This window comes from Pedobacter sp. CG_S7, from assembly GCF_040544395.1.
Lineage (GTDB): Bacteria > Bacteroidota > Bacteroidia > Sphingobacteriales > Sphingobacteriaceae > Pedobacter.
The window spans coordinates 244,441-265,979 of sequence record NZ_JBEONS010000001.1 but is presented as its reverse complement, the minus strand read 5'-3'; the positions used below and the strand labels follow the sequence as shown (position 1 = coordinate 265,979).

The following is a 21,539-nucleotide window of genomic DNA, read 5'->3' as shown; positions in this document are numbered from 1 at the left end:
CTATCAAAAGTACTACAAAATTCTGATATTAGCGGACTCTAAAGTTTCAACAAACAGGATGTTATTCAGCGAACAAAATTACAAAAGGGGCATTTACCGTGGTAGCATAGAAGTGATATGTGGTTCAATGTTCTCGGGTAAAACAGAAGAATTAATCAGAAGAATTAAACGTGCGGAAATAGCTAAACTAAATGTTGAAATTTTTAAGCCTACAACAGATATCCGCTATGATGAAAATGCAGTCGTATCACACGACTTCAATTCTATTCAATCTACCCCTGTTGACAACTCTTCTGCCATATTGTTTCTCCACGCAGCTACACAGGTGGTAGGTATTGATGAAGCACAATTTTTTGACGAAAACCTGCCTGAAGTTTGCAATAAACTGGCTAATAAAGGCATTCGGGTAATTGTGGCAGGATTAGACATGGATTTTACTGGCAAACCCTTTGGCCCCATGCCCGCATTAATGTGCATTGCAGAACTGGTAACTAAGGTAAATGCTGTTTGCGTGTGCTGCGGCAGTCCGGCAATGTACTCTTATCGTAAAGTAACCAATAATGCAAAAATATTGCTTGGTGAAAAAGAGAGTTATGAGCCCCGGTGCAGGTTTTGCTATAGTCAAGTGGATTAATTTTCATCATTAAAAGCCTGCTTTAAGATCATCCTACTTCAAAAAAGCACTCGCTAAAACTTATAAAAACCAACAGCTTTTTTCGTGTCTGGCTAATGAAAACACAATATAAGTAACCTAAGTTCTTATAAATTATTAAATTATAGGAAGTGTGGTTTCAGCTACCTTAATATTTTGATTCAATACTAATTTACTCTTTGGCTTATTCTTTTTCATTTTGTTGATCCAGATCAAGGTACCAGTAACAGGCAAACTGGTGGCAATTAAACATGCCAGGAAATAGATGATCTTTGTAAACATGCCATAAACATCGCCCATATGTAGTGCTTTAATAGAGGCTGAAACCCGCTCGTTAAAAGGCATATCTGCAAAACGTTCCACTCTAATAACTTTATAAGTAAACTGTTCCAGCGCTAAGCGATCGGCAGCAGCAGGAGCAAAAAAACCAGCTTTAAACTTAGTTATACTCACTTCTTCTCCTGCAACTGCTGGTAAAGAAATCATAACATCCCCTTTAAAATTAAATATTTTAGCAGCCGCTGCTTGATAAGCATCAAGATCAATTTTTTGAGGTTCCCTTGAAGGAATTGCGGCGACTGGCCATTTCTCTGAACTACTTTTACCTTTTGGTTTTGCTGCTTTTTCAGGTTTATAAGTACCTAAAGTTTTCTTTAAACCCGTTCTATACCACTCAAAAGACCATTGCGGACCAGTAATACCCATTATAAACAAGAATACACATGCATAAAGACCTAAAGAATTATGGAGGTCATGGTTAATACGTTTCCAATTACTACTCCACTTTATCTTAAAACCCTGTTTCCAGGCCCTAACTTTTCTAGGAAACCAAATTACCATTCCGGTTATTACCCCTATAGTAAATAAGATTGTTGCCGTACCCGTTATATAACTCCCTAATTTTCTATTTTCTAATTCCCCGAATATGGGTTTCTCAATTTTATCTAAAATTAACCACCTGTGCAAGCTAAACATATAGGTCATGAAAGTAACCGTTCCTGATTTTATTTCACCTGAATTTCCTAATATCGCTGCATTATAAGGATTTACATAATATACTGTTGGTCTGGCACTGCCACCTTTGGCCCCATCATTTTCAACAGGTTTTTTAACATTCAATTGCCAGGAACGAGCTGCATCTGCAGGAATTTTTACACTAACCACTTTTCCGCCACTGGCCGCTTCTACCCTAGTGATCAATTGAGCACCGGCAATTTTCCGACCATCAGCAGCAGGTATAACTTTAAAAAGCTCTGGCGTTGCCGCCTCCCTTATTTCAGTGTTAAAGACATAAATAGTTCCACTTAAACATACTGCAAAAACAATTAATCCACTGGCAAGGCCAATCCATAAATGGATATCATTTAAAAACTTTCTTGTTTTAGTCCAGTTGGTGGTGTTTGTTATCATATCCTTATATTAATTGCTATTTACAACCTGTAGTCTTCTAATGGTTTTACCAGTAGTCATAACTATGTAAGTTTCCATTCAAAAAGCATAACAGATATAATTTCCCTTACGTCAAAAGTACTATTTAGAATTAGAATAAATAAACATCTATTAAAATAATCTTTAGCAAAGTGCATCTCCTAACGCTTTTGTGTATAGCAAAATTTATAAATCAGCTAAATTATAAAAGTTGCTTAAAAGTTACGAGGTGCAGAAAGTAAAGATTAGCTCAAACCCACAAATTCTTTGGAACGAGTATTGAAGTAAGAATTACACTAAAATTGTGTAAATTACATTAATAAATAAATGACTTATGGATACTATGACAACCGTTTCGCAGGTATTAAATCAATTGAAAGAGCAAGGATACACTGTAGATTTTAATCTTGATGACAATTGCATTATTTGTTCAGGCAACAGCTTAAAAATCCATCCCGATGATTTCGAAGTAGATAAGCATTACCGCTTTGAAGGCATGTCAGATCCTGCAGATGAAGCCGTCGTATATGCAATTTCATCAGCTAAACATAATTTAAAAGGCGTTCTGGTTAATGGTTACGGAATTTATAGTGATGCGCATACGGATGAAATTATCAAAACATTGTACAAAAAAACACTTGCCACTAAAGCCGCTGAACATAAAGCAGCCTCATCAACTAAATTTAATGAGGCTACTCCGTTAAGACCAGAAGGTGACCGTGCTTTGGATGCACCGATACTGAACATGGATTTAAATGCCTTCAAAATACAAATTAAAGAGGAACAGTCGTGGAAAACCAGTGACCGTACTGCCATCACCATTTTTAAAACAGATGTAATGCGTGTTGTTTTGATTGCAATGCATGAAGGAGCTGAGATGAAACAACATACTGCCCCAGGAGTTATTACCGTGCAGGTATTGGAAGGTCATATTAGCTTCCACACCAGTATACAAACCGTTGAATTAAGGGCTGCACAAATGATTGCTTTACATACGGGTATACCGCATAGTGTATTTGCAAATCAGGAATCTATTTTCTTGTTAACCATGGCTATGTCAAATTCATAGCTACATTTTCTTTAAACCCATCGCATATTGCAAACCACCTAAAACATGCTTTAAAAACAGTGGATTGGAATAGGCTTCAGCGGTATGGCCAAGTTCGGTATAGAAAGACCTGCCGCCATCAAAATTATGGTACCAGCTAATAGGGTGCTTTGCTCCCATTTTTCCTGGTCCAGCCTCATAACTATTCTCATCAACGGTAATCAATACATTCAACTTTTCCTTAGTCATCCATTTAAAATTATACCATTCGTCTGTCCATATCCATTCTTTTGGTAAATGCCTGGTAGAGTTAGTCTTATTATTGAGCACATTTAAAGTTGCTTCTTGTATCTTAGGGTGACTTAAAAAATAAGCACCAACTAAATTTCCGTACCAAGGCCAATCATATTCCGTATCTGTAGCGGCATGAATACCTACAAAACCTTTTCCGGATTGAATGTATTCCTGAAGAGCATTTTGTTGTTCTGGATTAAATACATCTCCTGTGGTATTTAAAAATACAACCGCAGCATATTGCTTTAAATTTTCTTTGTTAAAATGGCTGGCATCATTAGTGGTATCAACATCAAAATCATGCTTTACACCCAACTGTTGAAAAGCAATTTTGCCCTCTACAATTGACTTATGATGATAACCACTCGTTTTATAGAAAACGAGAATCTTGTTTTTTTTCTGCGCGATGCTGTTGAAGGTGAAAAGAAGCAGGAAGATTAAAAAATAACCGCTAAGTTTTATAGCACTTTTGTTCATTTAAGTAGGGATCTGGTTATAGGTTGATGAAATTTTATTCAAGATAGTTTAATTACTGGAGAAAAGCGACTAATCTTAAAGATACAGGAGAATATTACCAACACTTTGATTTAAGAATAAGCCGCAACAAACAGGGCCTTTATAGGGACCTGGTTCGGACCTCGTTGCGCTTTACCGCAACGAGGTCAGTACCAGGTCTGAACTGGCATGCCATTTGCCTTGAATTTGGTATGAACATGAAGCAATTTATACCATTACTATTGTTAACAATGCTCCTTACTGCCTGTAGTATTACAAAACAAGAAACAACAACAGGTGCACCCGCCGATAAGACTAATATTAACTTTTCTGCGACGGGCAATGAACCTTTCTGGTCTTTAAACATAGATTTCAACGCTAGCATGCACTTTAAAACAATAGATGGGTATGAGCTTATTGTACCGACAGTAAAAGGAGAAAAAGCAGCAGATGCAAATGTAACTCGTTATTATTCAGTTACACCTGAAGGTGCATTAACAGTACAAATTTTTAACCAGCCGTGTGTGGATAATATGTCGGGTAAAAATAATGACTTTAAAGTGCAGGTCAATCTAAAAAAGAGTGGGGACAAAGAGGAGCAGTCCTTTAACGGTTGTGGAAATTACCTTGGCACTTATCAGTTAAATACCATTTGGACATTACAAAGCATAGGAAGCAAGAATATTGACCTAAAAAAAACGTCAAATAGGCTGCCTAATATGGAATTAAATTTAAATGAGGAAAGAGTTTTCGGTTACGCAGGATGCAACCGCTACTCTGGAAGTTTTAAATTGGAAAAGGACTCCATTACTTTTGGTAACCTTTTGAGCACAAAAATGGCTTGTGCAGCTTTGGATGTAGAAACAGAATTTCTAGCAGCATTATCAGCCGAAAAAAAACCTTATAAAATAGTAGAAGGAGTCCTCTATATCGGAAAGGGAGCGAAAATGCTTACTTTCAAAAAAGTTAATGTAGTGAAATAACTAAAAACAGCCATCTTATAAAGTAATTATATTTAGATGGCTGTTTTAATTAATTAAGGAAAGTTAGGTTAAAACTTTAACCTCACAAAAGCTTCCATAGCTTCATACTCTGCTAAACCAAGCTGATTGTATCGACTTGCGGTTTCACTTGTTCTTTGTTCGGCTCTAACCCAAAACTCACGCTCATCTTCACCCGGAAACACAGGTCTGTCTTTTTGTGATTGGTGTTTAAAAATTGCCAGCCTTTTTTTCTCTACTTCTTTTGGAGATAAAGGAACAGCCATTTCAATTTCATGGATTTCAAATTCATGCCATGCACCACGATATAACCATAACCAGCAGTCTTTAACCCACTCTTCGGTTTCTTTTAAACGTTTTAAAGCTTGCAAAACAATGTCAAAACACACCTTATGCGTACCATGAGGATCGGCGAAATCACCAGCAGCAAAAACCTGCTGCGGTTTTACTTTATTTAAAAGCGCCATGGTTTGCACAATATCATCTTCAAAAGAGACATTCTTTTGCGTTTTGCTGCGATCATAAAATGGTAAGTCCATAAAATGGATATTTTCATCTTTCAATCCGGCAAACCTTGCCCCTGCTCTTGCTTCTCCTTTTCTAATGGTTCCCTTAATATTTCTTAATGCGATGGTATCTGCCTGATTGGGTTGTTTCGTTTTCAGGAAAGTCCTCATTTCAGCATATAATTCATCCAAATAAGCAGTCTCCATTTTCAACTGTTTGTTTAAATCGATAGAGAATTCTAAATACCTTAAAGCTTCATCATCCCAGACAGCAGTATTTCCAGAGGTTTGGTAGCCAACATGAACATCATGACCATGATCGGCTAACCTAATGAAGGTACCGCCCATAGAAATTACATCATCATCAGGATGCGGAGAAAAAATAATGGAAGCCTTTTTAGCAGGCAAAGCTCGTTCCGGACGCTGACTATCATCGGCTTCTGGTTTACCACCCGGCCAACCCGTTATGGTATGTTGTATTTTATTAAAAACATGGATGTTAATGTCATAAACAGGCCCTTCTTGCGTGGCAAGCTGCGCCATCCCGTTTGTATTGTAATCTTCTTCTGTTAATTTTAAGATAGGCTTATTTAAAGTTGTAGACAACCATATCACTGCTTTTTTGATTAAATTTTCATTCCATAAGCAATCTTTAACCAGCCAAGGCGTGTTAAACCTGGTCAGTGAAGTAGCAGCATCCAGATCTAAAACAAACTCTACATTATCTGATAACTGCAAATAAGTAGCTGGAACTTCAGCAGAAAGCTCTCCTTCAACAGCCTTTTTAACGATTTCTGATTTCTTTTCATTCCATGCCATGAGTATTATTTCCCTTGCTTTGAAAATAGTACCAATACCCATGGTTATTGCTTTTTCAGGAACATTTGCCTTACCACCAAAATCTCTTGAAGCATCTATCCTGGTTAAATCATCTAAAGTTACCAACCGGGTTCCTGAATTTGGTGCAGAACCTGGCTCATTAAAACCGATGTGACCTGTACGGCCAATACCTAAAAGTTGTAAATCTAATCCACCTAAAGCACTAATTTTCTTTTCATAAGCAAGGCAAAAAGCGGCAATATCTGCTTTAGGAATTGTTCCGTCTGGAATGTTAATATTTTCAGGTTTAATATCAACATGGCTAAATAAATGAAGATTCATAAATTTGACATAGCTCTGCTCTGCATTTGGCTGCATAGGGTAATATTCATCCAGATTGAACGTGATGACATTGCTAAAACTAAGTCCTTCTTCTTTATGCAACCTTACTAATTCTGCATAGACATCAATTGGAGTTGCACCTGTAGCCAGCCCTAAAATGGCATTTTCACCATTTAGTTGTTTCTTTTTTATAAGACCTGCTATTTTTTTAGCTACCGCTGTTGAAGCCACATATTGATCTATATAAATACGAACAGGTACTTTTTCGAATCTTGTTTCTTCCAGAAGATTTAATCTTTTCATGTAAAATTTTTTTAAACTTATTATTTATTCAATTATAAAACTTAATTTTTGATTTTATGGACCCAAACAGCATAATAAAATATAATTATGTAGCCATAATTATCGCTTGCAGTTCTTCACTATCTTCTTCTAACCGCAGCAGTAACCTTAATTGTGCCTTAGTACGTTGTAAATTATGTTCTGGAAAATCTATTTTAAAATAATGATCACCTTCAATAAAGTCTGTCAGAAAACGAACCGCTTGAATATAGGGCAGCAAAAGAGCCCCTAAAAACAGAGAATTCACTTCATCAGGCGTTATAAATATTTTTGATTCAGCCAAATACCCCTTAGTAAAAGCAGCAAATAAGGGTATGTTAACATCAATTTTGTCTAAATCTTTTTCATCTTCAGCAGCTGTATTTACAGAAGTACGTATTGCATCTCCAAAATCATAAGCAACGTAACCAGCCATTACTGTATCCAGATCTACAACACACTGCGCTTCATCATTTTTATTTAACAGTACATTATTGAATTTCGTATCATTATGCGTAATTCTTTTGGGCAATTTACCTGCTTCACCTAAGCGAAGAATGGCACACATTTTATTGGCTCTTTGATTTATAAAGTCAATTTCAGCAGTAACTTCTTTAACCCTGTTTTTAGGATCTGAAAGAAGTGCATTTCTAAAACTTTCAAGTCTTTTTTCAATGTTATGAAAATCAGGTATAGTGTCTGTGAGTAAATTGATGTCGAGATCTGAAAGTAAAGCCTGGAAACGGCCAAATGCTAAACCACCTTGATAAGCCTGCTGTTCGGTAGTTACAATATTATAACTATTAGTATCTTTGATATAGTTATAAATCCGCCAGTAGTTACCAGAATTGTCTTTATAGTAATACATCCCTTCCCTTGTTTTATTCAGTAACAACACTTCTTTTGTTGCATCCGAACCAGGCTGATTCATTAATTTCTCCCTTAAATGAGAAGTTACCTGCTGTATATTAGCGATCATTGCTGGAATGTCCTTAAATACATTGCTGTTAATTCGCTGTAATAAATAGTCAGGACATGAAGGATCTTCATTTTTCACTAGAAATGTATCATTGATATGTCCGGAAATATAAGGTTCTATAGCATTAACCTTGCCTTCTAAGCAGAATTGACTCACTATAGCAGTAATATCGTATTTGAAGTTTGTAGACATAAGCTATTGAAGAATAGTTGACACACAAATATATATATTAATCGTGTGCACGCACACACAAATAATATATTAATATATAATATTTCACTTTTCAATTAATTCGTTATAAAATTCTTTCTTCCACATCATCACCAATAAAATAGTTGGCATTCTCTTTTGTCACCACATCTAATGGAAGATATTTTAAAATGGGCACTTCTTTTTTAAATATTAAATGATCGGCAAACATTTTTAAACCCCAATAACCTTGGCCCTTAGGGTTTTGATTAATCAAAAAACTGATAAAATTATTTTCCAGAAAATGGAGGTTTTTAAGCACCAAGTCATACCCTACTATTTTAATATGATGAATATGCCTTTGTTTTAAATAAGTAGCTATTTCATAGGCTTTAGATGTTGACACAAAAACACTTTTCAAATCAGGCGTACTTTCAAACAATTCATCCAATTGTTTCACAAAAGAAGCATAATTTGAGCTGTTTAATTCGGCCTTTATAATCGTATACTGGAATAAGTTATTTTGACTAAAATAATTGCGAAAGCCTTGCTCTTTTTTTTCAAGATGGGCCGAATTTGATAGGTCTTCATCAAAATGTGCAATCAATATGGCGCAAGGGTTTGGTTGGCCATATTGAACCAGCTTACCTGCCAGGTAACCACTTTTATAGGAATCCTGACCAATATAACTAATTGGCTCACATGCTGTTATTTCGGTATTGATAAGAACAAAAGGAATAGCCGTTTCTTTCCATTGTTTGAAAAACGGTAAAGCTTCCCGCTGAAAAATAGGCGATAACAATATTCCATCAGGCGAGCTAGCTGTAGCTTCACGAGCTTTCTCTACAAAAGATTCTACTTTATTTGGATTAAAAAGGTATTTATCAACTACCAGTCCATATTGTTTTAAGTCTTTCTCTGCTTTTAGAATCCCCTCTTTTGGCGCATGCCAATAGGAATCATAAGCTTCATCGGGTATTAAAGCGGCAATATGATAGGTTTTTTTTGAACTCAGTGCTCTTGCAATTAAGTTTGGCTCATAATCCATCTCTTTTAAAATCTTAAGCACTTTTTCCTGCACAGTAGCAGAAACACGCCCCCTATTATGCAGCACTCTATCTACTGTACCTGTTGATACCATTGCTTTAATTGCAATATCTTTAATTGTAATGGTTTTATCTTTCATTAAAATATTCGTCTCTACCGGTGAAATTACAACTAAGCAGGCAAAAGCCATATCAATATGATGACCATTTAACCACTGGCCAATAAAACTACATAATATTTGAGGATACGAACATAAAAGAATAGTGACAAATTAATTTCAATCATTCAAAATCAACTTGTAAACGCATCATAACTGTAGCGGCGGTCCAACAACCTGCATTTCATGGTCTGAAAAAATTTTATCTATTTCCTGAGCAGTAGGATCATGATCTAAAGCTGCCACAGCTAAGAAAAAACTTTCCATTTTACCCGCGGGTTGAAAAATTACACTCAGTTTCCCTTTTTCAGAAGCCTGAACCCAGGAATGCGGAACTTTACGTGGCAAAAAAATGCTGTCACCACTATTTAATTTATACTTTTCCTTACCTACTTGAAAGTAATAAGCTCCTTCTAAAACATAAAAAACTTCGTCCTGAAAATGGTGAATATGTAAAGGTGCCCCTCTCCTTTGAGTATGTGATATTTGTTCAAACATAGCCAGGTCTCCGTTGGTATCATTTCCTGATATCTTCATATCTAGTATATTAGAATTAATACCTTTTAACACAATATGTCCATGTTTTCTACCTTCACCAGCTTTCACAATAAATCCTTTAGCATTTATCAGCATCGGTTTTTGTCTTTGAGATAATAGCAAGAAGGGCGCTGCTGCTATAGTTAAAAAAGAAGCTATAAATTGATTTCTTTTCATCGTACAAAAATTAATTCATCCTATTTCAGCATCTGAAAGATTCTACTTAAATTTAAGAAAAAGACAGGATAAATTATACCGAATTTTACAACTTAATTAATAGAATTTGAAACACATTACCCCCACAATTTGGATTTTATCAATAGTAAGTTTGCTGACAGATACAGCAAGTGAAATGCTATATCCCATAATGCCCATTTATTTAAAGTCAATAGGCTTTTCAATTATACTTATTGGCATACTTGAAGGGGTTGCAGAAGCAACGGCAGGAATTAGCAAAGGGTATTTTGGCAAACTATCGGACACTTCAGGCAAACGCATTCCATTTGTGCAAATAGGTTATGCGCTTAGCGCTGTATCAAAGCCTATGATGGCAATTTTTATTTATCCACTTTGGATATTCTTTGCGAGGACAATAGACCGTTTTGGAAAAGGAATAAGAACGGGAGCAAGAGATGCCATACTTTCAGATGAGGCCATGCCTGAAACAAAAGCAAAAGTTTTCGGCTTTCACCGCTCTATGGATACGTTAGGTGCTGTTTTGGGCCCTGCACTGGCATTAGTGTATTTGTATTATTACCCACAAAACTATAAGATGCTTTTTTTTATTGCTTTTGTCCCTGGCCTGCTTGCTGTGCTCGCTTCATTTTATTTAAAAGACAAAAAAACAAAGAAACCTGATCAAAAGATTTCAACACCTTTTTTTTCCTTTCTACAGTATTGGAGCGCAAGTCCACAGGCCTACCGAAAAGTGGTTATTGGATTGCTTATTTTTACTTTATTCAACAGCTCAGATGTCTTCCTTTTACTTAAAGCAAACCAAGCGGGGCTGGATGACAAAATGGTCATTGCCATTTATATCTTTTACAACTTCATTTATGCACTGTTTGCTTTTCCTATCGGAATTATTGCCGACAAAATAGGACTAAAAACAGTTTTCATTATTGGCCTTACGTTTTTTGCAACAGTATATTTTGGAATGTCTTTCTATACAAGTATTCCCTATTTCTTTGGCTTATTTTTTCTTTATGGCATTTATGCTGCAGCTACTGAAGGAGTTTCAAAAGCGTGGATTTCAAATATTACCGACAAGAAAGATACAGCAACTGCAATTGGCACCTATACTGGACTTCAAAGTATTTGCACAATGTTAGCCAGTTCTCTAACAGGACTAATTTGGTTTAGATTTGGCGCCAATGCTGCATTTATAACAACAGGAACAATGACTTTATTAGTGATCATTTACTTTCTTACCCTTACTGATGAAGTGAATATAAAGCATCAATAAGACCCTAAACCACTTTAAATCAATGATTAGACTTAGTATTTTAACTCATTTTTTTGCAAAGATAAGTTAAAACGACCTTTTTGATAGATTTAATTTATCTTTGCAAGATTATCTGAATAAATAGTATTCGAAATAAATGATAGAATTAAAAAACGTAACTAAAACGTTTATTCAAAAAAACAAAAGTATAGTTGCTTTAGCTGATGTGTCTTTACATGTGCCAAAAGGAAAAGTATTTGGTGTTATTGGCTCTTCCGGTGCCGGTAAAAGCACTTTAATTAGGTGTGTAAATCTTCTTGAGCGCCCAACATCCGGAGAGGTAATTATTGATGGCACTAACTTACTTACGCTAACCTCACGCGAACTCGCAAAAGAAAGAAGACAGATAGGAATGATTTTTCAGCATTTCAACCTCCTTTCTTCAAAAACAGTCTTTGAAAATATAGCTTTCCCTTTGCAGCTCGATCAAACTTCTAAAGTGGATATCAAACGAAGAGTTTTAGAATTATTGGATTTAGTAGGGTTGCAGGACAAGGTGAATGACTATCCTTCCAGCTTATCGGGGGGACAAAAACAGCGTGTAGCAATTGCGCGAACCTTAGCTACAAATCCTAAAGTATTACTTTGCGACGAGGCAACCAGTGCGCTGGATCCTGCAACGACAATGTCCATACTAACCTTGTTAAAGGATATTAATAAACGTTTGAACATCACCATATTATTAATTACACATGAAATGAATGTGGTAAAACGAATCTGCGATGAAGTAGCCATTATAAGTGAGGGCAAACTTATTGAACAAGGAACTGTTAGCGAGGTTTTTACAAACCCTAAAACGGAATTAGCAAAAGATTTCATCACCTCTTCAATTAATTATTATGTCTGATGCGATGATTCTGATGCTACTCAAAGGAGCAGGAGAAACTATATTTATGACTTTAGCGTCAGGTCTTTTTGGGTTTATAATAGGCCTTCCAGCAGGGGTACTTTTATTTATGACAAGAAAAGGCCAGGTTTTAGAACATAAAATTTCACATTATACGCTGGCCGTATTTGTAAATATATTTAGGTCGATACCATTCATTATCTTAATAGTTTGGATGATTCCATTTACTCGTATGGTTGTCGGCACCTCAATTGGAGTAGAAGCCGCTTTAGTGCCATTAAGTATCGGTGCTGCACCCTTCATTGCGCGTATGGTTGAAAACAGTTTATTAGAAGTTCCACCAGGTTTAATTGAAGCTGCGAGAGCAATGGGTGCTAAACCATTCCAAATTATTTGGAAAGTACTCCTGCCGGAAGCCTTGCCTTCATTAATAAATACGGCATCAATTACCTTGATAACATTAGTTGGCTATTCTGCAATGGGTGGAGCTGTTGGCGCTGGTGGATTGGGACAAATTGGTTACCAGTATGGCTATGTTGGTTATGATGTGACTGTAATGAATACGGTTCTGCTTTCGTTGGTTGCCTTAGTTTTTATCATCCAATTTACAGGAGATTTTTTTGCCAAACGTGTAGATCACAGAAAATAAAATAAATCATATTACTTATGAAAAACAATATTAAACGATTTTTAACAGTATTCTTACTTGCAGCCACCTTTTCATATGGATGCGGTAGCGGAAAAAAAGTCAGTGACCCAAACCATATTAAAGTTGGTGTAATATCCGGTCCTGAATACACAATAGCACAGGCAGCACAAAAAGTGGCAAAGGAGAAATACGGACTAGAAGTAGAGCTGATACAATTTAATGATTATGTAATGCCAAACGAATCCTTGCTGCAGGGGGACATTGATGCAAATGCATTCCAAAACAGACCTTTTCTGGATGTACAATCAAAACAACGGGGTTATAAATTTGCCATTGTAGGGAATACATTTGTTTATCCTCTTGCTGGTTATTCAAAGAAGATTAAAAACATTAGCGAGCTTAAGGATGGCAGTACAGTCATTATACCAAACGACCTCACTAACGGTGGCAGATCTTTGTTGCTCTTACAAAAAACTGGCCTTTTAAAGCTTAAAGATGGTGTTGGCTTATTGCCAACTGTTAATGACATTACAGATAACCCAAAAAAGCTTAAGATCGTAGAACTTGAGGCACCTCAACTTCCTAGAGCATTGGATGACCAAAACGTTACCATAGCTATTATAAACAATACTTTTGCAAGCCCCATAGGTTTGATTGCTGGCCGTGATGGCCTTTTTGTTGAAGCCAAGGAATCACCATACGTGAACATAATTGTAGCAAGGGAAGATAACAAGAATGCTGAAAATGTAAAAAAGTTTGTTAAAGCATTTCAATCTGCCGAAGTTGCAAATGCGGCCGAAAAAGAATTTAAAGGAAGTGCAATAAAAGGATGGTAAAATAAAATTTTATCTATCGGTTATTTACAGATTTTTTGATCTGATATTTAGATACTCATTCCTGTACTGAAGAGGGGTCTTACCGGTCACCTCTTTGAACTGCTTATTAAAGTTAGAAAGAGTAGTATAACCCGAATCGTAGCTCACGCTGTTAATACTTATTTTATTTTCATTCAAAAACTTACGCGCATAATCAATTCTAAGTTCTTTTAAAAAATCAGAAAAAGACTTGTTAACCCTAGATTTGAAATATCGGCTAAACGAAGTCGGGGTCATATTTATCAGCTCGGCTATTACTTTCAGATTAATTTTATGTCTAAAGTTTTTCATTATGTAATCATAGATTTTATTCATCCTGTCGGACTCCGTTCTATTATTTATCGGAATATAATTAACATGAGTTATAGGCATGCAATCTAAAGAATCAGCGATTGTATTAAGAATCTGGAGCAGAATTATTATTCGCAATGCACCTTTAGCAGGAAGCAGTTCTTGCATCATTTTGCTAACGATCTTATTTGTTTTACCATGAATTTCAAGTCCTCTGCCTGCTTTTTCAAATAGCAGACGAATGTTCTCCAGTTCATCCTTTATATTTATAATATCACCCAAAAAGTTTTCAGGAAAATAGATAACAATACCAAGTGTTTTAGAAGATTTTTTATTGTCTGCAGGATCATTACGCCATAAGTGCGGCAAATTAGGACCCGTAAACACAAGATCGCCTGGGTTGAATTGCTTAATGTTATCTCCAATAAAGCGTGTCCCGCCTCCATTTAACACCAAAAAAAGTTGATATTCTGGGTGTAAATGTAAGTTGGGATCAAAATTTAATTCTTCCAGACGCTTAACAACAAGAACTTTAGAATCAGGAATGGCAGATTTTTGTACAATAGTTTTCATGATTTCGAAATTGTTTACTCCTTATGATTTCATTTGATATGAAAGTACAAAAAATTAACAAAATGATATAATAAGCTCAGAAACTGATAATATTTAGATAGAATAATGCCATAAGAATTCTCTTATTTGTCTTTCCAAATATAAGAATAACCAATATGAGAAAGTTTATTATTCTAATTGTACTAGCAAGTACGCTATTTCAATATTGTTCAAACAGAACTAGGTTAACCACTGGCAATGCAGATAAACAATATCCGCGCAGAGCAGAAGTTCTGTTTCTTGGCAATGAAAGCACCCATCACAATTCGTCAAGATTTGCACCAATGCTGCTCAGCCCTCTTTTTGAATTGGGAATTAATGTAACCTATACAACAGATACCAGCCTGCTAAACGCTGAAACATTAAGTAAGTATGATGGGCTAATCATCTATGCTAATTACGATGAAATAACGCCCAATAATGAAAAGGCACTTAAAGACTTTGTAGAAGGAGGAAAAGCCTTGATACCTATTCATTCAGCTTCATTTTGCTTTCAGAATTCAGACTGGTATATAAAAGCAGTGGGTGGGCAGTTCAAAACTCATCAAACGGGCACATTCTCTGCTGTTACCGTAAATAAAAATCATCCCGTAATGAAGGGTGTAAGTCCTTTTTCATCCTGGGATGAAACCTATGTACACACCAAACTCAATCCTGATATGACTGTTTTGCAGGAACGTATAGAAGGCGATTTACATGAACCATATACCTGGATTCGCAAACAAGGAAAAGGGAGGGTCTTTTATACTGCAAGCGGCCATAACGATAGCACTTGGAAACAACCTGATTTTATAAAGCTAATAGGAAATGGCGTACTATGGGCACTGGGAGATAAGGTTCAAAAGCAAATTGCCGATTATAAAATCTCAGCAGGCGTATATTCAGATGCCAATATTCCAAATTATGAAAAGCGTGATCCGGCACCCAAATTCCAGCATGCTTTTACAACCCAGGAATCTCAAAAACGTATTCAGGTTCCAGTTGACTTTGATATAGAACTTTTTGCTTCAGAACCAGATATTACCAATCCTATTTCGATGGCATGGGATGAAAGAGGAAGACTTTGGGTGATAGAGACGGTAGATTATCCTAATACCATACGGAACAAAGATGGTAAAGGCGACGACAGGATAAAAATTTGCGAAGATACCAATGGTGATGGTAAGGCAGATAAGTTCACCATTTTTGCCGAGGGCTTAAATATCCCAACCAGTATGATGTTCTCCAATGGTGGTGTAATTATAGCACAAGCACCAAACTTTATTTTCTTAAAAGACAACGATGGTGATGATAAAGCGGATATACGCGAAAATTTAATAACTGGATGGGGTAAAAGTGATACACATGCTGGCCCCTCCAACTTAAAATATGGATTTGACAATAAGATCTGGGGAGTGGTAGGATATGCCGGTTTTGAAGGTAAGGTTGGCCAAAATAGCTTGAAGTTTGGTCAGGGAGTTTACAGTTTTACTCCTGATGGCAAAAGCCTCGACTTTAAAGCAAAAACAAGTAACAACACCTGGGGATTAGCCTTTACAGAAGAGAACGACGTTTTCATCTCTACGGCCAACAACACCCACACTGCATTTCTCTCCATGCCAGAGAAATACATGAATAAAATACTGCCTGGCTCCACTATTCATCCGGTTCAAAAAATCGACGGCCATTATGAGATGCATGTTGTATTTCCAAATTTAAGACAGGTAGACGTGCATGGTGGTTTTACCGCTGCCGCAGGTCACAATTTCTATACGGCTAGAAACTTTCCTAAAAGTTACTGGAACAGTACCGCCTTTGTTTGCGAGCCTACAGGACGGGTAATCCATAGCGCCATACTAGAAAAGAATGGCGCTGGTTTTGTTGAGAAAGACGGATGGAATTTACTGGCGAGTTCAGATGAATGGGTAGCACCTGTACATGCGGAAGTTGGCCCTGATGGTGCGGTATGGGTAGCGGATTGGTATGATTTTATTATTCAACATAACCCAACACCGCGTGGCTTTGAAAATGGTGAAGGCAATGCTTACATCAATCCACTTCGCGATCGGGAACGTGGCCGTATATATAGAATCAAATATAAAAACGCAAAGGCTTATACACCCATCAAACTATCAAAGGATAACCCCGAAGGACTATTGTCGGCCCTTGAAAACGATAATCTATTTTGGAGGATGACGGCGCAACGTTTATTGGTCGAATCTAAAAACACCAGCGTTATACCAGGGCTTTACAAAATAATTAACAATCAAGAACTTGATGAAATCGGATTAAACGGACCTGCAGTAAACGCTATATGGACCCTACAGGGGTTAGGCACCTTAGATGGAAGCAATGCTGAGGCTTTAAAAGTAGTACAAGCAGCTTTAACGCATCCCGCTGCAGGAGTAAGAAAAGCAGCAATTCAGGCCCTTCCAAAAGACAATGCCATGATCGGATTGATTCAAAAAGCAGGCTTGCTTAAAGATAAAGATCTGCGTGTTCGACTTGCAGTACTGTTAGCAGTTTCAGATATTCCTGCATCAATACATATTGGTCATCTTTTATTTGAGGCAGCAGCAGATACCGTTAATGCCAAAGATAAGTATATCGCTCAGGCATTGTATACAGCTGGCTTATTGCATTCTGAAGGATTTTTGGCAATGTCCAAATCGGCTTCCAATCCTTCTCCTTTTATTCAAGCCATCATTAAGGCTATTTTACCGATTGCGAAGGATAAAGAGATGGCATCAGACAAAGAACATCATTCTACTGCTCCAGCTGATGAAATTGTAATCAATATTAAAGTTGTAGAGCATTTAATGAAATTTAATAAGACATCCTTCACCGTAAAAGCTGGGCAAAGCGTAACCATCATTTTGGAGAATCCAGATTTTATGCAACATAACATGGTCATTGCAAAACCAGGAACACTTAAAAAAGTTGGTGCTGCTGCAGATGAAATGGTTAAGGATCCAAATGGAGCAGAAAAGAACTACGTTCCAGGCATTCCAGAAGTATTATTTTCATCTAAACTTCTGAATCCAGAGGAAACACAAACATTTAAGTTTACTGCACCAGATTTACCTGGTGACTATCCATTTGTTTGCACTTTTCCAGGGCATTGGAGTATTATGAATGGAATAATGAAAGTAATAAAAAAATAAGCTCATGAGTTTGAATAATAAATTAGGAGTTAGTACATGGTTGTGGGCCTCCCCTTTTAAAACAGAAACCATAGCATTGTTCTCAAAAATTAAGCGCATGGGGTACGATATGGTAGAAATACCAGTTGAAGATCCATCTTTAATTGATATCAAAAAAGTTAAAGAAGCCCTCAAAGAGTTTGATTTACAGCCTGCAATTTGTGGGGCTTTTGGGCCAGGTAGAGACTTAACAAATGAAGATGTGAGTTATCACCAGGTTAGTTTTAACTATATAGAATCTTGTCTGGAAATAGCCTATGGACTTGGAGCTTTATTTTTTGCCGGCCCCATGTATTCTTCTGTAGGTAAAGCACGGCTGGTCTCACCTGAACAGAAAAAAAAAGAATGGGATAGGGCTGTTACTAACCTTCATAAAGTTGGCAAGATGGCAGACGAAAGAGGACTTCAGCTCGCTATAGAACCTTTAAATCGTTTTGAATCTGATCTAATTAATACAGCTGAGGATGTAGTTCGTTTGATTAAAGACATCAATCATCCGGCAGCAAAAATATTATTAGATGGCTTCCACATGAATATTGAAGAGCCTGACATTGAAAAGGCTCTTTTACTTGCAGGCGACAACCTAATACACCTGCAAGTATCAGAAAACTACAGAGGTACACCAGGCACAGGACAAACCCGCTGGGATGCGTATAAAAAAGGTTTGGAGGCCATAAATTACCACGGTGCAATTTCTATCGAAAGCTTTACCCCTGAGGTAAAAGAACTAGCCGGAGCAGTTTGCATCTGGCGTGCACTTGCCTCCAGTCAGGATAGTTTTGCCGATGAGGGGATTAAATTTTTAAGGAACTGGAGTAAATAATAGCTTAAACAAACATTCTAAAAGGGAATAAAATGAGTCAGAAAAAAATAAATATTGCCATCGTTGGACTTGGATTTGGTGCAGAATTCATCCCAATTTACCAAAAACATCCTTATGCTAACATGTATGCTATTTGCCAGCGTAATACAGAAAAACTTAAGGAAATAGGTGATGCATTTGGCATTGAGAAAAGATATGCGAGTTTTGAGGAATTACTTCAGGATCCTAATGTAGATGCCGTTCACATTAACACACCAATACAAAATCATGCAGAACAGTCTATCGCAGCGTTAAGAGCTGGTAAACATGTGGCTTGTACCGTGCCCATGGCTACAACTGTGGAAGAGTGCCGTCAGATTGTTGAGGCTGTAAAAGAAACCGGATTAACCTATATGATGATGGAAACGGTGATTTACAGTCGTGAATTTCTCTTTGTTAAAGAGCTATATGAAAAAGGAGAATTGGGTAAGATTCAATTTCTAAGGGCCTCTCACCAACAGGAAATGGCAGGCTGGCCGGGATATTGGGAAGGATTACCACCAATGCATTATGCCACACATTGCGTTGCGCCTGTGTTGGCTTTACCAAAAGCACAGGCCGCCTATGTTTCGTGTTTTGGTTCAGGTAAAATTGACGATAACCTTATTGAAAAATATGGTTCACCATTTGCCATCGAAACCTGTCATATTAAATATCGTGATTCAGATCTTTCTGCAGAAGTTACCAGATCGCTGTTCAATACGGCAAGACAATACCGCGAAAGTTTTGATGTATACGGATCTAAAAAATCTTTTGAATGGACATTGGTTGAAAATGAGGATAGTGTAATTCATACGGGTGAAACACCTGAAAAGGTTAAAATACCAGATTATGCGCACCTTCTACCTAAAGAAATTCAGCATTTTACAACTGCAGGAGTTTATGATTCTGAAGAGAATCAACATCTTTCATTTATACAGGGAGCAGGCCATGGAGGTTCACATCCGCATCTGGTAAATGAGTTTATTGATGCACTAATAGAAAATAGAAATCCGTATCCTGATGCCAAAGAATCAGCTAATATAACTTGCGTTGGAATTTTAGCTCACGAATCGGCAATGAAAGGTGGTGAAATTATTCATTTACCTGAATTCACATTCAAATAAAGTGCTTTTGGCATCATTGGAGAAGGAAACGTCTCCATTACCTCAATCATTTTAGTCTCGAGCTGCGCTCCAGCCAGTTTTTTTTTGTATTGTGCCTTGTTTTCGTCCGAAAGGAATGACTGGTCGATGAGGTCAAAAACTTTGTCCTGAGCTGCGGCAAATTTGCTGATCACTCTTTGAAATACTTTATCTAAAAGGCCCAGGGCTTTTGCAAGGTTTTGAAAATCCTTCAGTTTGATTTTAATTTTGCGCCCGCTCAGCATTATGGCCATATCTTCCTTCTCCTTTGGATAAACCAAGGCGCTGTTGATTAAGTCATAGGCTGGTGAAAGCACGATCTCCTCGCCTTGGTACAGGATAGAAAAATTCTTCATGTGAATCTTAGCGTTTCCTTTTCTGTCAAAGCTTTTAGCGATGACTGCCATGCGTAACTGCTGACTTCCTAAAGGGATTAACGGCTTCATGACGGGGTCCTACCGGATACAAATAGGTAAGCTCCCGTATTAACATATTCCAAAGCACAATATATTAGCTTTACCCTTTTCTTTGTTAAGGATTTTACCCTATCCATTGACCTTAATGAATATAAACTATATAGCTGTTAATGTATATTTAGGACTACCCCAAATTTAATTTCATATTGTATTCCATTATTTAAACTCGATTCAATTACTCTCGAAATACATGGGTAAGTTAATTAGTTTGAAATTATGATCAAACATGAAGTGGGCAGATCTGGAGTTACGGGATCTATCCCACTTCCTGTATTACTACCAACAGAACAGGTAGTTTATGAATTGGTTTCACAGTTAGAAATACCGCCCACAGTTATACATGCATTCACAATAGTTGTAACGCATTCTTGAAATCCTTGAGTTGACATACCTCCTCACGCTGACATAAGTTTGTCTCTCGAAGATTAACTTATGTTTCTTTTTAAATTTATAAATATGGAATTTGGTTTGAACCAATTTTCAACTATCATTATCTCACTAAACTCTTTACCTTCAGACCAGTAATGATCTGTGATCATTCCTAACATTTCTATCGGAGAAGCATTAAACCCCTTTCCTAAATCGATCCCATTCCAAAACCTGATATGTTCTGGGCTTGCTCATTATCCACCCGGTAAAAGCGGTCAAAGCCTTGATTCTGTACAGAGACCTGAAAGAAATTTCCAATGGTGGTACAGGCTACGTTGATAGTCGTTTCGCCAGGAGCATATTTAATTACATTACTAATAAGGTTAATAATTTGCTTTAAAGCGTTCAGGATACAATAGAACGGATTCAGTTTCATTACCGTCGGAACAATTCTATAATACCTGTTTTGAACCTTTATCAGGAACCAAGCTAATCTTCTTCAATGAAAAATGTAAACAAACCAGTTTTCGCTTCGGAATACTCCATTTGGATCAGTAAGACTGCTTGTAAAAACCATTACGGTCTGGACAATAAACCGTATTAGGAAAACCTGCCTTTTATTGATATGTAACCGTTGCCAATCCTTTAAGGCTAACTCACTGCTTAAAAATAATCGTCAAGGAGCGCTTTCAAACGTATAAAAATTTAATGGAGCGTCTTTCTTTGTGTAAACTGGCAATTATAAAACCGTTTAGCATAACTCAATGTAGTCTCAATATTCAACATAATTAGATTATTTTTTTTTTGCGGTTTCAGTTCAATTATACTTTTTGGCAAGTTCATTCTCAAATTTTGTCACTTTAGGCGAAAATGATTTTTCCGGACAATCCTGCAGCTACCTTTGAGCTACAAATAAAACATATAATATTAGAA

At 36.8% G+C, this 21,539-nt stretch carries 20 protein-coding genes; 11 read left to right on the top strand and 9 right to left on the bottom strand.

Translation table 11 applies throughout. The features are described from left to right. The first annotated feature begins 58 nt into the window (after positions 1-58). Positions 59-634, top strand: coding sequence for a thymidine kinase (locus AAKU52_RS01205; protein ID WP_354329348.1), 576 nt, complete (start codon positions 59-61; stop codon positions 632-634). Positions 635-769: 135 nt separating this feature from the next. Here AAKU52_RS01205 and AAKU52_RS01200 read toward each other — a convergent pair whose 3' ends face one another. After that, positions 770-2,062 (bottom strand): PepSY-associated TM helix domain-containing protein, encoded by a 1,293-nt coding sequence (locus AAKU52_RS01200; protein ID WP_354329346.1) that lies wholly within the window; start codon positions 2,060-2,062, stop codon positions 770-772. A gap of 352 nt (positions 2,063-2,414) precedes the next feature. On the opposite strand from AAKU52_RS01200, the gene AAKU52_RS01195 reads away from it, so the two are divergent. Beyond that, positions 2,415-3,149 (top strand): cupin domain-containing protein, encoded by a 735-nt coding sequence (locus AAKU52_RS01195; RefSeq protein WP_354329344.1) that lies wholly within the window; start codon positions 2,415-2,417, stop codon positions 3,147-3,149. On the opposite strand, the gene AAKU52_RS01190 is transcribed toward AAKU52_RS01195, so the two are convergent. Next, the gene (locus AAKU52_RS01190; RefSeq protein ID WP_354329341.1) at positions 3,150-3,899 is read right to left on the bottom strand and encodes a ThuA domain-containing protein; all 750 of its coding nucleotides are present in this window, start codon (positions 3,897-3,899) and stop codon (positions 3,150-3,152) included. It abuts the gene before it with no gap. Between the two features lie 236 nt (positions 3,900-4,135). On the opposite strand from AAKU52_RS01190, the gene AAKU52_RS01185 reads away from it, so the two are divergent. After that, on the top strand, positions 4,136-4,900 hold the full coding sequence (locus AAKU52_RS01185) for an META domain-containing protein (protein ID WP_354329338.1): 765 nt from the start codon (positions 4,136-4,138) through the stop codon (positions 4,898-4,900). Positions 4,901-4,968: 68 nt separating this feature from the next. Here AAKU52_RS01185 and nagB read toward each other — a convergent pair whose 3' ends face one another. The 4 genes from nagB to AAKU52_RS01165 all read right to left on the bottom strand — a co-directional run bounded on the left by nagB (position 4,969) and on the right by AAKU52_RS01165 (position 9,992). Then, positions 4,969-6,888 (bottom strand): glucosamine-6-phosphate deaminase, encoded by a 1,920-nt coding sequence (nagB, locus tag AAKU52_RS01180; protein ID WP_354329336.1) that lies wholly within the window; start codon positions 6,886-6,888, stop codon positions 4,969-4,971. Between the two features lie 85 nt (positions 6,889-6,973). Beyond that, complete coding sequence (locus AAKU52_RS01175) at positions 6,974-8,077, bottom strand: phosphotransferase enzyme family protein (protein ID WP_354329334.1); 1,104 nt, start codon at positions 8,075-8,077, stop codon at positions 6,974-6,976. Between the two features lie 103 nt (positions 8,078-8,180). Next, the gene (locus tag AAKU52_RS01170; RefSeq protein ID WP_354329332.1) at positions 8,181-9,311 is read right to left on the bottom strand and encodes a substrate-binding domain-containing protein; all 1,131 of its coding nucleotides are present in this window, start codon (positions 9,309-9,311) and stop codon (positions 8,181-8,183) included. A gap of 117 nt (positions 9,312-9,428) precedes the next feature. Then, positions 9,429-9,992: a cupin domain-containing protein gene (locus AAKU52_RS01165; RefSeq protein WP_354329330.1), complete on the bottom strand. Its 564-nt coding sequence runs from the start codon at positions 9,990-9,992 to the stop codon at positions 9,429-9,431. Positions 9,993-10,098: 106 nt separating this feature from the next. Here AAKU52_RS01165 and AAKU52_RS01160 point away from each other — a divergent pair, with 106 nt between their 5' ends. The 4 genes from AAKU52_RS01160 to metQ all read left to right on the top strand — a co-directional run bounded on the left by AAKU52_RS01160 (position 10,099) and on the right by metQ (position 13,651). Next, entirely contained in the window at positions 10,099-11,280 is a 1,182-nt protein-coding gene (locus AAKU52_RS01160) for an MFS transporter (RefSeq protein WP_354329328.1), read from the top strand. Positions 11,281-11,416: 136 nt separating this feature from the next. Next, on the top strand, positions 11,417-12,166 hold the full coding sequence (locus tag AAKU52_RS01155) for a methionine ABC transporter ATP-binding protein (protein ID WP_502931006.1): 750 nt from the start codon (positions 11,417-11,419) through the stop codon (positions 12,164-12,166). Further along, positions 12,159-12,815, top strand: a complete 657-nt coding sequence (gene metI / locus AAKU52_RS01150; RefSeq protein ID WP_354329326.1) for a methionine ABC transporter permease MetI — start codon at positions 12,159-12,161, stop codon at positions 12,813-12,815. Before AAKU52_RS01155 ends, metI begins: the two co-directional genes overlap by 8 nt. A gap of 17 nt (positions 12,816-12,832) precedes the next feature. Continuing rightward, positions 12,833-13,651, top strand: a complete 819-nt coding sequence (metQ, locus tag AAKU52_RS01145; protein ID WP_354329325.1) for a methionine ABC transporter substrate-binding lipoprotein MetQ — start codon at positions 12,833-12,835, stop codon at positions 13,649-13,651. A 24-nt stretch (positions 13,652-13,675) separates the two neighbouring features. Here metQ and AAKU52_RS01140 read toward each other — a convergent pair whose 3' ends face one another. Continuing rightward, positions 13,676-14,554, bottom strand: coding sequence for an AraC family transcriptional regulator (locus tag AAKU52_RS01140; RefSeq protein ID WP_354329323.1), 879 nt, complete (start codon positions 14,552-14,554; stop codon positions 13,676-13,678). 155 nt (positions 14,555-14,709) lie between these two features. On the opposite strand from AAKU52_RS01140, the gene AAKU52_RS01135 reads away from it, so the two are divergent. The 3 genes from AAKU52_RS01135 to AAKU52_RS01125 are packed head-to-tail and all read left to right on the top strand — an operon-like array spanning position 14,710 to position 19,743. Then, positions 14,710-17,736, top strand: a complete 3,027-nt coding sequence (locus AAKU52_RS01135; protein WP_354329320.1) for a PVC-type heme-binding CxxCH protein — start codon at positions 14,710-14,712, stop codon at positions 17,734-17,736. 4 nt (positions 17,737-17,740) lie between these two features. After that, complete coding sequence (locus AAKU52_RS01130; protein ID WP_354329318.1) at positions 17,741-18,598, top strand: sugar phosphate isomerase/epimerase family protein; 858 nt, start codon at positions 17,741-17,743, stop codon at positions 18,596-18,598. Between the two features lie 32 nt (positions 18,599-18,630). Beyond that, complete coding sequence (locus AAKU52_RS01125) at positions 18,631-19,743, top strand: Gfo/Idh/MocA family protein (protein ID WP_354329316.1); 1,113 nt, start codon at positions 18,631-18,633, stop codon at positions 19,741-19,743. On the opposite strand, the gene AAKU52_RS01120 is transcribed toward AAKU52_RS01125, so the two are convergent. Continuing rightward, a complete protein-coding gene (locus tag AAKU52_RS01120) occupies positions 19,716-20,207 on the bottom strand; it encodes a HipA domain-containing protein (protein ID WP_354329314.1) in 492 nt (163 codons plus the stop codon). The genes AAKU52_RS01125 and AAKU52_RS01120 overlap by 28 nt on opposite strands. A 246-nt stretch (positions 20,208-20,453) precedes the next feature. On the opposite strand from AAKU52_RS01120, the gene AAKU52_RS01115 reads away from it, so the two are divergent. Next, the gene (locus tag AAKU52_RS01115) at positions 20,454-20,609 is read left to right on the top strand and encodes a hypothetical protein (protein ID WP_354329312.1); all 156 of its coding nucleotides are present in this window, start codon (positions 20,454-20,456) and stop codon (positions 20,607-20,609) included. Positions 20,610-20,814: 205 nt separating this feature from the next. On the opposite strand, the gene AAKU52_RS01110 is transcribed toward AAKU52_RS01115, so the two are convergent. Further along, positions 20,815-21,042: a hypothetical protein gene (locus AAKU52_RS01110; RefSeq protein ID WP_354329310.1), complete on the bottom strand. Its 228-nt coding sequence runs from the start codon at positions 21,040-21,042 to the stop codon at positions 20,815-20,817. Between the last annotated feature and the right edge of the window lie 497 nt (positions 21,043-21,539).

What these genes read in the sequence shown, in the direction of transcription:
- AAKU52_RS01205 (WP_354329348.1), top strand. Translation starts at nt 59, where the DNA reads ATGTTATTCAGCGAACAAAATTACAAAAGGGGCATTTACCGTGGTAGC.
- AAKU52_RS01200 (WP_354329346.1), bottom strand. Translation starts at nt 2,062, where the DNA reads ATGATAACAAACACCACCAACTGGACTAAAACAAGAAAGTTTTTAAAT.
- AAKU52_RS01195 (WP_354329344.1), top strand. Translation starts at nt 2,415, where the DNA reads ATGGATACTATGACAACCGTTTCGCAGGTATTAAATCAATTGAAAGAG.
- AAKU52_RS01190 (WP_354329341.1), bottom strand. Translation starts at nt 3,899, where the DNA reads ATGAACAAAAGTGCTATAAAACTTAGCGGTTATTTTTTAATCTTCCTG.
- AAKU52_RS01185 (WP_354329338.1), top strand. Translation starts at nt 4,136, where the DNA reads ATGAAGCAATTTATACCATTACTATTGTTAACAATGCTCCTTACTGCC.
- nagB (WP_354329336.1), bottom strand. Translation starts at nt 6,888, where the DNA reads ATGAAAAGATTAAATCTTCTGGAAGAAACAAGATTCGAAAAAGTACCT.
- AAKU52_RS01175 (WP_354329334.1), bottom strand. Translation starts at nt 8,077, where the DNA reads ATGTCTACAAACTTCAAATACGATATTACTGCTATAGTGAGTCAATTC.
- AAKU52_RS01170 (WP_354329332.1), bottom strand. Translation starts at nt 9,311, where the DNA reads ATGGCTTTTGCCTGCTTAGTTGTAATTTCACCGGTAGAGACGAATATT.
- AAKU52_RS01165 (WP_354329330.1), bottom strand. Translation starts at nt 9,992, where the DNA reads ATGAAAAGAAATCAATTTATAGCTTCTTTTTTAACTATAGCAGCAGCG.
- AAKU52_RS01155 (WP_502931006.1), top strand. Translation starts at nt 11,417, where the DNA reads ATGATAGAATTAAAAAACGTAACTAAAACGTTTATTCAAAAAAACAAA.
- metI (WP_354329326.1), top strand. Translation starts at nt 12,159, where the DNA reads ATGTCTGATGCGATGATTCTGATGCTACTCAAAGGAGCAGGAGAAACT.
- metQ (WP_354329325.1), top strand. Translation starts at nt 12,833, where the DNA reads ATGAAAAACAATATTAAACGATTTTTAACAGTATTCTTACTTGCAGCC.
- AAKU52_RS01140 (WP_354329323.1), bottom strand. Translation starts at nt 14,554, where the DNA reads ATGAAAACTATTGTACAAAAATCTGCCATTCCTGATTCTAAAGTTCTT.
- AAKU52_RS01135 (WP_354329320.1), top strand. Translation starts at nt 14,710, where the DNA reads ATGAGAAAGTTTATTATTCTAATTGTACTAGCAAGTACGCTATTTCAA.
- AAKU52_RS01130 (WP_354329318.1), top strand. Translation starts at nt 17,741, where the DNA reads ATGAGTTTGAATAATAAATTAGGAGTTAGTACATGGTTGTGGGCCTCC.
- AAKU52_RS01125 (WP_354329316.1), top strand. Translation starts at nt 18,631, where the DNA reads ATGAGTCAGAAAAAAATAAATATTGCCATCGTTGGACTTGGATTTGGT.
- AAKU52_RS01120 (WP_354329314.1), bottom strand. Translation starts at nt 20,207, where the DNA reads ATGAAGCCGTTAATCCCTTTAGGAAGTCAGCAGTTACGCATGGCAGTC.
- AAKU52_RS01115 (WP_354329312.1), top strand. Translation starts at nt 20,454, where the DNA reads ATGATCAAACATGAAGTGGGCAGATCTGGAGTTACGGGATCTATCCCA.
- AAKU52_RS01110 (WP_354329310.1), bottom strand. Translation starts at nt 21,042, where the DNA reads ATGAAACTGAATCCGTTCTATTGTATCCTGAACGCTTTAAAGCAAATT.